Origin of the sequence: Synechococcus sp. MU1642, assembly GCF_020514115.1 — a bacterium.
Lineage (GTDB): Bacteria > Cyanobacteriota > Cyanobacteriia > PCC-6307 > Cyanobiaceae > Parasynechococcus.
Genome location: NZ_VTKZ01000003.1, coordinates 32,645 through 45,911, shown reverse-complemented (window position 1 = coordinate 45,911; position 13,267 = coordinate 32,645). Strand labels below are relative to the sequence as shown.

Below are 13,267 nucleotides of genomic sequence, written 5' to 3'. Positions count from 1 at the left end.
AGATCTTGAGTAAAAGGCTGTGCTTTCTGGTGTGCGGTGCCCAGAAAAGCGGCACGACAGCTCTTGCGGCCTATCTGCGCCAACACCCAGAGATTCACCTGCCGGCGGCTAAAGAACTCCACTTCTTCGATGATGAGACGCAGGCCTGGCCTGAGCCAGACCTGAACGCACTGCATCACCATTTCAAAGACGCAAATGCTGAGCAGCTTTGGGGAGAAGCGACCCCGATCAGCCTCTACTGGGATCCTGCAGCGGAGCGCATCTGGCGCTACAACCCCGCAATGCGCCTGATAGTGATACTCCGCAATCCAATTGAGCGGGCTTACTCACACTGGGCAATGGAACACCATCGTGGAGACGATCCGCTGCCCTTCGCCCTAGCGCTGGAACAGGAGGAGGCCCGATGCCGCGAAGCCCTGCCATTCCAGCACCGGGTTTTCTCGTACATCGATCGGGGCTTTTACAGCGCCCAACTCAGACGGCTCTGGCGTTTCTTTGGCCGAGAGCAGGTACTGGTACTCCGACAAGAACAACTGCGCCTCAGCCCCCAGACCTGCCTCGACGAGATCTGGCAGCATCTCAGCATTCCTCCGCGCCAAGCCATCACTCCGCTCGAACGCCACAACGGTGACTACGACCACGCGATGTCCCCCGCGTGTCGTGAGCGCCTGCGCCAGATCTTCTGGCAGGAGATTGGCCAGTTGGAAAACCTACTGGGCTGGGATTGCAGTGACTGGTTGAGGAGCTGAGTTGATGAAAGTACTGCTAGCGATTCCGCATGTGTTTGCTCCCAAGGAAGGGTCGCTCTATTCATCTCAAACAGAAGCGAAGCGGGGCCTGAAACAGAAGGCGCTTCTTAAAGCAACGATCGGCAACCTGAACCTCCACCGCCGCCGCCACTGGATACACGCCTCATTGGGTAGAAATCAACCGGTGGTGAACCGGGAACTGGCGAGCACCGACGGCGTGGAGCTCACTATTCGACTATTCACGCCTCCTGACGCCAGCCTGGCGGATGACCTGCCCGATGATCCTGGACTGGAACGGTTGGATCCCGGCGTTAGCGACTACAGCCAAGTGCCACTGGTGGCATCACGCCACCTGCTGGAGCAAGCCGATACGTACGACTTGGTGGGCTACATGGAAGATGACTTACTGCTGAGCGATCCAGAATTCTTCGCCAAGATCCTTTATCTGGATCGCTGCAGCGATGGCGGCTACGCCTTTCTGCCACACCGCTGCGAACAAATCCCTGGTCAAGGCGATGTGATCCTCTCGGGAGATCCGGATGGGGGCCGACCGGATCTGTTCTGGGATACCGGTGAAATGCTCAGCATTCCCTGGCCTCTGGGGGAACGCCACTTCTACCGAGCCACCAATCCACATTCCGGCTGCTACTTCCTCAGCAGCAGGCAAGCTGTGAAGGTTCTTAAGTATTGGACTGATCATGAGTGGATTGCCCCATTCCAGCTATCGGGCCCCCTGGAGCAGGCTGGAAGCGGAATGTTATTGCCTGTACTCAAGATTATGAAACCAATACCAGCACACTTCCGTTTTCTCATGGTGCGCCATCAGGATCAACTCTGGCAGCGTCATGCCTTTGAACGGGGAGCCACTTTTTCCTAAGTATGAACGACATCGACGAACTCAAACTGATACTTGAGCACCGAGAACACCAGTGGCTTCAACATTGCAAATTTGTCTTAGAGAAAATTCTTTTACCCATCTGCCACGAAGGCCTTGCATTTTCGCAAAAACCCAGTGAGAGAGCAGCTGTATTGATCGAGAATCGTATCGACCATCAATGGCTTTTTACGGTTTTGAATACATGGCTTATGTGCCCTCAAGGCACAGAAATACTACTCATTACAGACCGGGCCAATCTCTCTAAAGCCAGTACATACCTTCATCAACACGCGCCAGATTTTGAGGCGCACTTTTTATGCGTCGAAGACTTATTACCAGGAACAAATCTCAGCAATTACAGCAGCTTCAATCGCATGTTGAAAACCACAGCTTTTTGGAGTGCACTACCTCACGAAGAGCTTTTAATCATCCAAACCGATGCACTGCTAGCCAAACCACTTGAACCATTCTTCTTCCAATTCTGCTATCTAGGCGCACCTTTTCTACCAAGACAACACTCTGAATACTTTGAGAAAAGAGACAAAAGCGGACACATTAATCGGTTCTTTAAAATCGAAACACCAATTCACAACTCTCCCCATCCAGACACCTACCCTCACCTACATGGGAACGGAGGCTTGTCCATACGTCATCGAACTGTAATGGCCCAAGCATGCAAAAAATGGGGGGAAAACAGCCCCGAAATCGAAGCAGAGGATGTTTTCTTCAGCCGGTATGTCCCCCAGCTAAAGCCACTTCCACCCCTAGAAATCGCCCAAGCGTTTGCAACTGAAACGACTTATAATCCGATGGCCGTAGGTAGCCATGCTTGCTGGAAATTCCTGCACAGCAGAGATTTAGCGGACCATTTAAGTCAACACCTCCGCAGCGCCTCATCAATGGCCAATGCCCTCCGTCAAGAAAGCTGAACCTTCAACCATCTGATCACCGCAGACGGCTGAATAGCCGCCATGCACGCGTGACTTTCAATCAGGCAACCGTCGTTGCGAAATCGGTTGTCTGCACAGGCGTCGCAAGAGACAGGGCTGATGCTGCGTGTCACATTGCTGCAGCGAGGCATCCAAAGACGCACAGGGCTGGCTCCAACGCCCTCGTCATCGTTGCCAACAATCGCGTAGGTGGGAGTCCCGACAGCGGCAGCGATGTGCAGAGGGCCTGCATCAACGCTGATTACCGCTTTTGCCTTACGGCAGGCGCCGGCCAGTTGCATCAGGCTGGTTTGACCGCGCAAATCAACCACCCCGGAGCTCTGCAGCAAGCTGTCCTCGCCATCGCCCGCGTTGTATGCCTCCTTCTGGGCCGCTGGCGGGCTGCCCACTAACCCCACTGTCCAACCATAAGAATCCGCAGCCTCCAAAACCTGCCGCCAGTAGCTGAAGGGCCAGACCTTGGCGGCCCGAGCCGTGGTGCAGTGGATCAGCAGATCTGGCACAGCAAAGGGAGGCTCAGCAGAAGGAAGCTCAATCGCTGTGGGATCCACATGGTCCTGGACCCAGGCGAGCTGGCAGAAGAGTTCGGCGATGTAATTACTTCCGAACACATGGGCGTAGCGCTGCTGGAACGCCGGGCTGTCCCAATCGGGATCCGCCAGGAAGCGCTGACGCGGATGATCTCCCCAGGGCAAATCGCGGCGCCGATTGGCGCAGAGGCTGCCACCCGCCACGTAGAGCGGCTCCAACCAAGGCACCAGGCTGCAGGTAAGCGGGTTGAAACCATCAAGATTGAGCGCCAGCTGCACAGAGCCATGGCATTCAATCCGTTCGGCCAATGTCTGATGCAGGATCAATCCGGAGCCTGGACGGGGATCATCCCAACTACAGCGCCAATCCAGCATGGGCAAGGCACTTTCAAAATCAGCAGTGACCTCACTGCCGATGAAGCCGATCACCGCATCAGGGAAGCGGGCACGCAAACCACGCAACACCGGCGTGCTCACAACGAAATTACCCACCTTGCAGGAACCGAGCACGACGATATGGGGAGCCGAGCCCAGATGCTCGCCGCTGTAGCGCTGCATGCCCGTCATGGTCTGTTTATGTCCGGCACGCCATGTTGACCGATCGGCCTCTGCAAATCGAGGTGCTGGTAAACAGCCCAGGCCCCCACGATCAAGTACGCATCCGAGAACCCTTTGCGGCACTGCAGGCCCTTGGGGTGGATTGCCGGATCCACGAACGGCCCTTCCTCTTCAACGACTGCATCCGCCCCCACAGCCTGGTGATCTGGCAACGGCCACTTCCGCAGAGCCGCCAGCAACAGTGGGAGCACCTGCAGTGGTTGCGTAAAAGGGGCTGCCTGCTTCTGACGGAGTGGGACGATCATCCCGATCTGTTTCCGGCCGGTCCTCGTCAGCGCCTCTTAGATCAGGATCTGGCGCCACTGCGGTTGTGCCATGGCTTACACACCTCCTGCACCAACCTGGCCGATGCATTGCGAAGGCAGAACCCACTGACGCTGGTACTCGAAAACGCGGTTGCCCTAATCCCTGCTCTGCAGATGGCCAAACACAAATCAGGACCGCTACGGGTGTTCATTGCCAATCAAAACCGGGAGGCAGACCAACGCAGGATGCTTGGCGGGTTAAAGCGTTGGCTGGCGGAGGATCCCCGTTTAGAGCTGATCATTCTTGCTGATCGTGAGCTGGCCTCATCCCTTCCGCAAGAGCGGATTCGCTTCGCTCATCTGCTCACTTACAAGAGCTACAGACAGACGATGGGGCAGTGCCAACTAGCCTTGCTTCCTCTAAGCCGATCCTTAGCGAATTCCTGTAAAACACCAATCAAGCTGATGGAGTGCGCGGCCGAGTCGGTGGCCACTGTTAGCGGGCCTGAGCTCTATGGAACACAAGCAATTCGCGGCCTAAGTGTGCTGACCGAATCGCCGGAGCAGGTGGTAGAGCATGCCCGCAGACTGGCCTACGACCAGACCACGCGAGAGAACTTGGTAGCTAAGGCCCATCACTGGGTACGTAGCGAAATGTCGCTGCAAGTTCATTCACCTCAAAGGCTATGGCTGTACGAGATGCTGTGGCGGAAGCGCCAAGCGATTGACCTCCTCACCCAGGAACGGTTTGCGGGTACCAGCCTCGCGCTAGCTGGCGAAATGATGATTTGAGGGCATTGAACCGAACCAGCCCTTCACTTCAAGATCTGCTTGCTCGAGGGCCTGTGACCAATCGCCCGACACACCGCAGCGCACAATCCGCATCGAGTCGTAAAGAAAGGTTTTTCGAGCACTCTGACCCCACCGCCAATCAGCCGGAGCGCTGAGCATGAGCACTACGGGAATGCCAAGGGCGCCAGCGAGATGAGCTACCGAAGTGTCAACGCTCACAAGCAGATCGATGGACTCGAGCACCTCTGCGGTTTGCAGCCAATCCGTCGATTGCAACGGATGCTCAAGTACACCTTGCTCGATCAGGCTCCGCGCCGGCGCCTCGTTGTGTCCTTCCAACTGCAGACTCACCAAGCTGGCCATGTAATGCTCCCTCCACTGCTGGGCCAACCGGAAGAAGTCTTGCCGCGGCACATCACGCACCCGAGCACTGCGCTCCGGCTGAGGTGCCTTGTGGCGCCCGGCGCTCCACACCAGACCAATTCGCGGAGCCCCCTTCCTCTCTTTACGGGTCCACCTGTGCATAAAAGGCCGGCCACCATCACGTGCAGACTTCGTCCAGGCCTTCATTACAATCGGGAGGTAGTAAGTGCCGACCTGTGGAATACCCATAGCCCATGGTTTGCTCTGAGGACCCATCGGCTCAAGCTCACAATTACTTGGCAAAAAGAAGCGGTGCCTTACCAGAGGTATCAGTGAAGGGCGGAGCCAGAGGTGCAGGCGTTGCACCCTTGAAGCGAGGTTGGGCAGCCAAGCAAGATTCTGCAGAGTGTCACCAAATCCCTGGTCATCCCAGACCAGCAACTCCGAAGTGTCAGCACCATCCCAGCGTGAATGCTGGCGAACAGGCTCGAGCCAGTAAGTGGGATCCGCCGTTTGACCTGCCAGCAGCAGTTTCAGGCCCTCCACATCACCGGGATGAACACAAAGCCTGAAAATACCCTGAGTCATCAACATGAGCTGCAGCATGCAAGTCTGCTGCAAATCGCCACAGACCAATCCAATGAGCGACAGCAAAGAGGAACGTTCACGATCAGGCGCAAAAGCATTTAAGTGAAGACGAATCGCCCGTTCCTGATTAGAAACGGCTTCCTGAAGACGGCCAAGTCGATGCAAGCAACTGGCCCGATTCGTACGCGCCATCACGGTCTCTTGAAGGCTCAGCTGTCGATCTGCAAATTTCAGTGCATCCATATGTCGCAACTGGTACAACCTCAGAGAGCAGCCGGTGGCATGCAAAAGATCCTGTTCGTGGGATGTTCTGGCTAAAGCCAGCCCCTGCATCAGCCATTCGTCAGCACGGACAGCCTGAAGTTGATGAAGAGCCAGCAGGGCCAGGTTGTTGCATGTGAGGGGCCGGTCAGGGTCCAAACGTAGGGAAGCCAGATAGGCCCGTTCAGCACGCGGGAGCACCCCAAGGCGTTGGTAAAGGCGACCCATGGAATGCAGATGATCAGCATCGACGGCCGCGCCAAAGCTGAGCTTTTGCCGAAGCATCTCAAGGGCTTGCGACCACTGACCCGACTGCTCAAGGCGTTCGAGATCAGAGCTGAATGACATCGTCCAAATCCATCTCTGTCAAAGCCTTAGCAGACACCACAAAGTTGCCATGAGAAACTCTCGGAATGCGAATCCTCCTCGTCAATCACGGCACCGCAGGCGAATGGGGTGGGGGTGATGGTGTCCAGATACGTGAGACCGCAAAACGCCTAGTCCAGCGTGGCCATCATGTGCAGGCAATCAACGCAGATCAACCAGATGCAAGGGGCTTCGATCTGGTCCATCTATTCAACTGCAGGGTGGAGGGTTCATTCCGGCAGCAGGTTGCCAGCTGCAAACAAGCAGGCGTACCAGTGGTGGTCTCACCTATCTGGATTTCGCTAGCCAAAGCGCTCTGGGGAAGTCGGGGAACAATGAGCGTGCTCCAGCAAGCCATTGATGGTGCACCAGCCGCAACGGTGGATTCGCTTCTCGAGAAACTGCGTAACCGCGAGTTGGTTGTCCGCTTGCCAAAGGGGTCAGTCAATGCAGAAGGCTATGGAGACGAGAGTTGGCCAGTGAACAGAAGCGTCATCAAGGAGTTGCTTCTTCAGGTTGACGGCTTGCTGCCAAACAGCTGGCTGGAACTGCAAGCCGTCCGACATGACCTGCAATGGCATGGCGAAACCTTTGAAATAGCCCACTACGGTGTTGATCCCGGGCTATTTCTGGATCCCGATCCGGATGCCTTCCGTAAAGCCACGGGAATCCAAACTCCCTTCGTTCTGCAGGCTGGGCGTATCGAACCTGCGAAAAATCAGGCCATGCTTTGCTGGGCTCTACGCGAAACCAATCTGCCGATCGTATTAATTGGGGGATCGAAGCATTGGCCCGCCTACGCAGATCTATGCAAGAGCATCAGCGGTGAAAGGCTTCACATAATCGACCACCTCCCTCAACCGCTACTTGCATCGGCCTATGCATCCGCCGCTGTACACGTCCTACCAAGCTGGATGGAGACCTGCGGTCTCGTCAGCCTTGAAGCTGCACTCGGTGGTGCGCCGCTGGTGGGAAGCACATTTGGCCACGAACTTGAATATCTAGAGGGAGACGCGTGGTATGCAGACCCAGGAGACGCCAGCAGCCTGCAGAAAGCGGTCGTTGGAGCATGGAAGGCCGGGCGTCATCACCCACGCACAATCGCGATGAAACGCAAAGTACTAGAAAGATTTAACTGGGAGCGGACTGTGGATGCAACGGAGAATCTCTATAGGCGTGTGCTCAATGCAAAGGCTTAGCTCACAAGATCAAATCGATGATCAGCTCTGCGTAATCAGTCTTACAAGAACACCGCAGCGTCTAAAGGACTTTTTTCAGCGGAATGCTGAAGCTCTTAAATACTGGAATGTACGTGTACTTGAGGGAGTAGATGGGACTCTGCAAAAAGAACTATTCAAACGATCACGACTAATCAGCGACAATGTATTGAAAGGATGGAGCCCAGGAGCAATAGGATCAGCACTCAGCCATATGCTTAGCTGGCGCTTTTGCCTGCAATTGGGTAAGCCAATAGTCGTTGTCGAGGATGACGCAATATTAGCGGCAAAATTGAAGCAGAACTTGCATACGATGCTCAAAGAAAGGGACGAGCATCCCCCTTTTTTACTTCTGGGATGGAATCTTGACTCACTTTTGCAGGCTGAACTTCAACCAGGACTGGGCGTGATCAGCCTATTTGAGCCAGCTTATCCCAAAGAAGCGGAACTTACACAACTGGTCAATTCCTCAACAGAGAAACGGATGTGTAAGCTAAAACGTTGTTTTGGACTTCCCGCATATCGCATAACACCGAAAACATCAGAATATTTGCTCAAGCAGCTCAGTCCCCTTACAAGCGAAGTAATTACAATGGGGAGAGGTATTCCGACTCACTTCAGCGAGACTCTCGACGGAATACTCAACACTCAATACGAAAAAATAGGAGCAAAGATAATATTTCCACCACTTGCATTAGCACTTAACAATCAAAATGAATCACTTACTCGCAAACGCAAACCACAAACCTTCCATAACTGAATAAATTTACCGGAATCTCTTGACTCCCTCTAACTGCTTCGTGAAAAGATCACTAATAATTGAAATGACAGGTCGTGAGCGGAGTTTAATGTTTGCGGAAACTCCCATCCCGCTTTGAAGATTCAACTTTTGTTCGCCAGCAAGAACTGATTGTTCTTGGAGAGATACCGTAGCAGGAAAACGATATTGTTGCGATTGCCGATCGGGGGGAAGAACATCCGAACCTAATTTAGTCAGAGTTCCCCTTATATATCCAAATTCACCGGAAGGAAATGAATCTACCGATACATTGACAGGTAAACCAACTTTGACAAAGCCAATATCTCTGTCACTAATAGCTATTTGCGCCTGCAGCTTGTTAGCTGGTACAAGCCTCAATACATCTTGGTCCGCGTTGACAACCGTCTGAGGGGAGACCTTAACATCAAAGACTTTGCCACTGATTGGGGCACGAACTGTGCGATAGCTGATTGTTTCATTTAAACCAACCAACTCGGCTCGGATCTGAATCATCTGACGGTTAATCTGGTTGAGCTGTGAAGCAATCTGCCCAACAACTCTCGAGCGCTCCTCTTGAAGTGAGGCAACATCTGCACGAGTTTCCTGCACTTGATTCAACTGCAAAAGATATTGATTACGAGCCATAGCTCCGCTTTCGAAGAGAGGCTTCATATCACTAGCGATTTGCTCTTTCAATTGCATTGTCGAACGACGACTACTTAATCTCGCAGCAATTTGCTCAAGCCGAGAAAGAAATTGCTGGCTCTGTTGTCGTGCCGTGATCAACTGCGCATTGAGAGTGGGATCATCAACGGTCGGTATGGCTGGCAAATCTTCAAAGCGCGAGGGATCACCGCTGCTGCGCAAAATAATCTTGAGCGTACGAGCCTGTAGCTCAAACAATGAGAGTGTAGTTTCAAGCGCTTCTCGACGACTGGCGAGTCCTTTTGCCTCAACATCAAAGAGGGATTGACCCTGTTTTACCTCATCTCCATCTTTAACAAAAACCTTACTTACTACACCAGCACTAGGAGAATCAACCTCGCGCACCGATCCTGATGGCTCAAGCCGACCTCGGACAGTTACTGTTTGATCAATTTTTGCCATAAAGGCCCAAGTCAAAGAGCCACCAAAGAGGATGGCGCACAACCATATCAACACAGAAGACCAATGGCGCCCTTGCTCGACATAGGCTGAACTTCCCTCCCAAATCTTAATTTCGGGGGGCAGCGACTTATCGTGATCAGTCAAGATCGGCCTCCTGCTGTGAATACAAAGCAAAATAGCGACCCTGCTGTTGAATTAACTCTTGATGCGTTCCCTCCTCAACCAAAGAACCAGAATCCATCATCAGAATGCGGTCAGCCGAACGAATAGTACTCAAGCGGTGGGTGATGAAAAACACTGTGGATCCTTCAAAAGCCTTTTTGAGATTGAGGCAAACTTGACGCTCAGTGAGGTAATCAAGTGCACTGGTGGCCTCATCGAGAATAAGAAGATTTGGACGTTGCAGCACTGCGCGTGCAATTGCAATGCGCTGACGCTGACCACCTGAGAGCCCACTGCCGCGCTCACCTACAGAGCTGGCATATCCCTGGGGCAATTCCATGATGAAGTCATGAGCACAAGCAACTCTTGCAGCGGCTTCAATCTCAGCGCTAGTGGCATCCGGAGCTGTAAGTGCAATGTTGTCACGTACGGATCCCTCAAACAAAAGACTGTCCTGAGGAACGATGCCTATTTGGCGCCGTACAGATCCCAATTGAAGCTTGGCCAAATCGTATCCATCTATCAAGATGCGACCTTTTTCAGGTTCATACAATCGAGGCAACAGTTTCATAATCGTGCTTTTTCCGCTCCCACTTCGTCCAACAATTCCAATAAATGCACCAGCCGGAACAGAAAAGCTAACATTTCTAACCACAAGAGGTGTCCCATCACCAAAGCGGAAATCAACAGATTGAAAAACAACCTCACCTGCTACGGGTGGAAGTGGCAGCTGATCAAGTTCGTTATCAGAGCCCTCCGCTTGGGCATCAACAACATCACTTAAACGTTCAATCGATAGTGCCACTCCTTGGAAAGTTTGCCAGCTAGTGGCGAGATTGATTAGAGGACCTACAACGTACCCAGATATAATTCTAAAAGCAATAAGCTGTCCAATTGTGAGCTCACCCTTAATAACCAGGTAGGCGCCAACCCAAAGGGTTATTAGTCCGCTAAGTTGACTAAGGAACTGACCTGTAGTGCCCGTTGATATACCAATTAGCAAACTTTTAAAGCTCTCACTCATAAATGATGAGTACCGGCGCTGCCATCGCCAGCGCACAGTATTTTCAGCATTCTGCGCCTTGATGGTTTGAACTCCACTCAGAGATTCCACCAGCAGAGCCTGGGTAGCAGCATTTTTTTCAGCAGCTTTGCGTAACTGAGCCTTAATCGCCGGTGAGGCAATAAAAGTGAGAGCAATAAAAAGGGGAATCACGCCAAGAGTAACCGCAGTAAGCACTCCGCTGTACACAACCATCACCGCGATATAGATGATGGAAAAAACTGCATCAAGCCCAAGGGTGAGAAGGCTGCCTGTAAGGAAGCCGCGTATATTTCCAAGCTCGGCCAAGCGTGTTTGCAGTTCACCAACAGGGCGACGATCGAAATATCGTTGGGGCAAGCGCAGGAGGTGCTGGATCACTTCAGCACCAAGGGTGATATCAATTCGGTTGGTAGTATCAGCAAATAAATAGGTACGCACAGCACCCAGTAGGCCCTGAAAAAGGCTGACGAGCAGCAAAATAAGACCAAGGGTATACAGAGTATCAAGGTTTTGCTGACCAATAACCTTGTCGAAGATCTGCTGCATAACCAGCGGCTGGGCCAAGTTAAGCAGCTGTAGAACAAGAGAAGCAACCAGCACTTCAATTAGGCTGCGTCGATACTTCCGAATCTGCGGATAAAACCAGGAGAGTCCAAGCTTGCGGCGTTGAGCGTCTCGACCCGGATTGAGCAGCAAAACCCTCACACCGCCTTCATCGCCCAAAAGCTCTGATAGGGGAAGACGGACGCTCCCATATTCGGGTATCACCGCGAAAACCTCACCGCTGCGGATCTCATGAATCAGCGAAGGTTGGCCACAGAGAACAGCAATGCAAGGGAAAGAAGCACGAATGACCTGGGCTTCGGGCAAATCGGCCAAAGTCCCAGTGAAGTTCATTAATGTTGAGAGGTTGCCTACCAACTCAAGGCTCGTAGCGCGTTGGCCGCGAAGGTTATCTTTCGCTGCGCGCTCGATCACATCTCGGCGAAAAGGCACATTGTGATGGCGTGCCAACATTTCTAAACATGCCATTGTTTGACCAACTGGACCTTCGCCAGTGACCTGGACGAATTTCTTGCGGCGAGTTGAGGACGATCCTTCGAGGGGTGGATCTGGCATACCTTGTTCCCCTTGAGGAAGAGGCAACAGATCTGAGTAACGATCATCGTCATCCAAATCTGCGGAGATATCTGTACTTTCGGAAGAGTGCGCAACATCAGACTCGAGGCACTGCGTCCACAGTTGCCGGTCTACGCGAATAAGCCTCAGAGGATCTCCAGCTGGAAGAGAGGCCAAACGCTCTGGATCTACAGGTTGACCCACAGGTACAGGATCTCCCTGTAAAGGCTGAGAATTCCAAAGCCAAACGGCATCATCATCAGGAAGTTTGCGCTGATTGACGGCATCAACAACTTGCAAACCAGGCAGAAGTTGCCGAAGGACTTCTCGTTCTGCTGGCTCTGCCACGACACGTGCCCGCAAGGCAGGTCCCAGAACTGACATCAATTCAGCTGGTGAATTACTGGCAGCAAGCCAGCGAGAAAAAGCCTCAGACTCTGACTCCAGTGTGTAAAAGTCATCGGCAGCAAAACCAATCAATTTGAGAGGCGTTGCTGCTGTAAGCCACTCGCAGGGATCACGGCGTACCAAACCTGCCCAGCCAACCAGATCTCCAGGCTGTGAGTAGGCCAAGGTGACCGGCCTGCGTAGACCCGGATCGTCGTGAAGAAGTCTGCCCCGACCCTCAACAATGCAAAAGCAGTATTCCGGCATTCGATCGGGCCGGAGCAATTCTTGGCCGACAGTGCAGTGGAAAGGACGCGCGCGCTTGGCAAGCCAACTCAAACGTTCATCGCCCAAATCCTTGAAAGCGACGAAGCGGCGAAGCAAAGCCTCGAAAGTGGAAGAGGACTGTTGGGTCATGACTCATGATCGTAGTGAAAGGGGTCTAAGGAGTCACCCTCGCCAGCCCTGATCTTCATTACACGCTCGTCCAAGAACTGATCCAGCGACTCCTGAATCATCTGTTCACGTACCTGGTCGTCCAAACGGGTCGGGGTCAGCTTCTCAAGACGTAGAAGAATTTGCCATTCGCCTAGACCAATAGGAGGTGACAGTTCACCGGCTTTTAGTCCGCGAAGAATATCCTGCAGAAGGGCCGGCTGAAGCGCACCGATCGGAATTGGGCCAATGACTCCCTGCCTGTCTGCTTCGGGACCTTCACCAAAGGCTCTGGCAGCCTCTGCGAAAGTAGTCTCATCTTCCTCAAGACGAATCCACAGCTCACGCGCAAGTGCGTAATCCTTAACTCGTAACAAGGAGTAGATCACGAGATCACGGGAGCCCTTAGACGCAAGAAATCGTTCTTCAAGACCTGGAGCAAAACGTTGGTGAGCAAAACGTCGCAACGCTTCAGGCCTACGTAAATGAAGCTCAAGATCATTACTAGTCCAACCGTTCTCTTGAAGATAATCTTCCTCCGTGCGACCGTTCAAAAAGTCGCAACGTGTCTCTTGCAGCCAGGACTCCTCGAGAGGAACTAATGCAACTATCTGTTCTTCAAGATGACGGCGGAGGAGTTTGGGCTCCATCTCCATGCGCCGGACCAAAGAAAGTACATCAGCATCGCTAAGTATT

At 53.0% G+C, this 13,267-nt stretch carries 12 protein-coding genes; 7 read left to right on the top strand and 5 right to left on the bottom strand.

Features of this window, described 5'->3' with window-relative positions:
- Window positions 1-29 precede the first annotated feature (29 nt).
- Genes FZZ85_RS04245 through FZZ85_RS04235 form a run of 3 tightly spaced genes read left to right on the top strand, consistent with a single transcriptional unit; the run spans window position 30 to window position 2,555 of the window.
- Window positions 30-749 (top strand): sulfotransferase domain-containing protein, encoded by a 720-nt coding sequence (locus FZZ85_RS04245; protein WP_226412571.1) that lies wholly within the window; start codon window positions 30-32, stop codon window positions 747-749.
- 4 nt (window positions 750-753) lie between these two features.
- Window positions 754-1,626, top strand: coding sequence for a hypothetical protein (locus FZZ85_RS04240; protein ID WP_226412569.1), 873 nt, complete (start codon window positions 754-756; stop codon window positions 1,624-1,626).
- Window positions 1,627-1,628: 2 nt separating this feature from the next.
- On the top strand, window positions 1,629-2,555 hold the full coding sequence (locus tag FZZ85_RS04235; RefSeq protein ID WP_226412567.1) for a DUF5672 family protein: 927 nt from the start codon (window positions 1,629-1,631) through the stop codon (window positions 2,553-2,555).
- Here FZZ85_RS04235 and FZZ85_RS04230 read toward each other — a convergent pair.
- Window positions 2,543-3,673, bottom strand: coding sequence for a glycosyltransferase family 9 protein (locus FZZ85_RS04230; protein WP_226412565.1), 1,131 nt, complete (start codon window positions 3,671-3,673; stop codon window positions 2,543-2,545). The two genes, FZZ85_RS04235 and FZZ85_RS04230, sit on opposite strands and share 13 nt — an antisense overlap.
- A 23-nt stretch (window positions 3,674-3,696) precedes the next feature.
- On the opposite strand from FZZ85_RS04230, the gene FZZ85_RS04225 reads away from it, so the two are divergent.
- Window positions 3,697-4,761, top strand: a complete 1,065-nt coding sequence (locus FZZ85_RS04225) for a hypothetical protein (protein WP_226412563.1) — start codon at window positions 3,697-3,699, stop codon at window positions 4,759-4,761.
- Here FZZ85_RS04225 and FZZ85_RS04220 read toward each other — a convergent pair.
- Window positions 4,738-6,321 carry a tetratricopeptide repeat-containing glycosyltransferase family protein gene (locus tag FZZ85_RS04220; protein ID WP_226412561.1) on the bottom strand — a complete coding sequence of 528 codons (1,584 nt, stop codon included), beginning with the start codon at window positions 6,319-6,321 and terminating at the stop codon, window positions 4,738-4,740. The two genes, FZZ85_RS04225 and FZZ85_RS04220, sit on opposite strands and share 24 nt — an antisense overlap.
- A 65-nt stretch (window positions 6,322-6,386) precedes the next feature.
- On the opposite strand from FZZ85_RS04220, the gene FZZ85_RS04215 reads away from it, so the two are divergent.
- Both FZZ85_RS04215 and FZZ85_RS04210 read left to right on the top strand, forming a co-directional pair.
- Entirely contained in the window at window positions 6,387-7,538 is a 1,152-nt protein-coding gene (locus FZZ85_RS04215) for a glycosyltransferase family 4 protein (RefSeq protein ID WP_226412559.1), read from the top strand.
- Complete coding sequence (locus tag FZZ85_RS04210; RefSeq protein WP_226412904.1) at window positions 7,525-8,316, top strand: glycosyltransferase family 25 protein; 792 nt, start codon at window positions 7,525-7,527, stop codon at window positions 8,314-8,316. The genes FZZ85_RS04215 and FZZ85_RS04210 overlap by 14 nt, the downstream gene beginning before the upstream one ends.
- 6 nt (window positions 8,317-8,322) lie before the next feature.
- Here the strand turns inward: FZZ85_RS04210 and FZZ85_RS04205 are convergent, their stop codons facing one another.
- Window positions 8,323-9,567 (bottom strand): HlyD family efflux transporter periplasmic adaptor subunit, encoded by a 1,245-nt coding sequence (locus FZZ85_RS04205; RefSeq protein ID WP_226412556.1) that lies wholly within the window; start codon window positions 9,565-9,567, stop codon window positions 8,323-8,325.
- On the bottom strand, window positions 9,560-12,322 hold the full coding sequence (locus FZZ85_RS04200) for a peptidase domain-containing ABC transporter (RefSeq protein WP_226412554.1): 2,763 nt from the start codon (window positions 12,320-12,322) through the stop codon (window positions 9,560-9,562). Before FZZ85_RS04200 ends, FZZ85_RS04205 begins: the two co-directional genes overlap by 8 nt.
- Window positions 12,323-12,352: 30 nt before the next feature.
- Between FZZ85_RS04200 and FZZ85_RS04195 the strand changes: the two genes are divergently transcribed.
- A complete protein-coding gene (locus tag FZZ85_RS04195) occupies window positions 12,353-12,562 on the top strand; it encodes a hypothetical protein (RefSeq protein ID WP_226412552.1) in 210 nt (69 codons plus the stop codon).
- Here FZZ85_RS04195 and FZZ85_RS04190 read toward each other — a convergent pair.
- Window positions 12,550-13,227: a peptidyl-prolyl cis-trans isomerase gene (locus FZZ85_RS04190; RefSeq protein ID WP_226412550.1), complete on the bottom strand. Its 678-nt coding sequence runs from the start codon at window positions 13,225-13,227 to the stop codon at window positions 12,550-12,552. The two genes, FZZ85_RS04195 and FZZ85_RS04190, sit on opposite strands and share 13 nt — an antisense overlap.
- Between the last annotated feature and the right edge of the window lie 40 nt (window positions 13,228-13,267).

What these genes read in the sequence shown, in the direction of transcription:
- FZZ85_RS04230 (WP_226412565.1), bottom strand. Translation starts at nt 3,673, where the DNA reads ATGACGGGCATGCAGCGCTACAGCGGCGAGCATCTGGGCTCGGCTCCC.
- FZZ85_RS04190 (WP_226412550.1), bottom strand. Translation starts at nt 13,227, where the DNA reads ATGGAGATGGAGCCCAAACTCCTCCGCCGTCATCTTGAAGAACAGATA.
- FZZ85_RS04215 (WP_226412559.1), top strand. Translation starts at nt 6,387, where the DNA reads ATGCGAATCCTCCTCGTCAATCACGGCACCGCAGGCGAATGGGGTGGG.
- FZZ85_RS04210 (WP_226412904.1), top strand. Translation starts at nt 7,525, where the DNA reads ATGCAAAGGCTTAGCTCACAAGATCAAATCGATGATCAGCTCTGCGTA.
- FZZ85_RS04220 (WP_226412561.1), bottom strand. Translation starts at nt 6,321, where the DNA reads ATGTCATTCAGCTCTGATCTCGAACGCCTTGAGCAGTCGGGTCAGTGG.
- FZZ85_RS04240 (WP_226412569.1), top strand. Translation starts at nt 754, where the DNA reads ATGAAAGTACTGCTAGCGATTCCGCATGTGTTTGCTCCCAAGGAAGGG.
- FZZ85_RS04235 (WP_226412567.1), top strand. Translation starts at nt 1,629, where the DNA reads ATGAACGACATCGACGAACTCAAACTGATACTTGAGCACCGAGAACAC.
- FZZ85_RS04225 (WP_226412563.1), top strand. Translation starts at nt 3,697, where the DNA reads ATGTTGACCGATCGGCCTCTGCAAATCGAGGTGCTGGTAAACAGCCCA.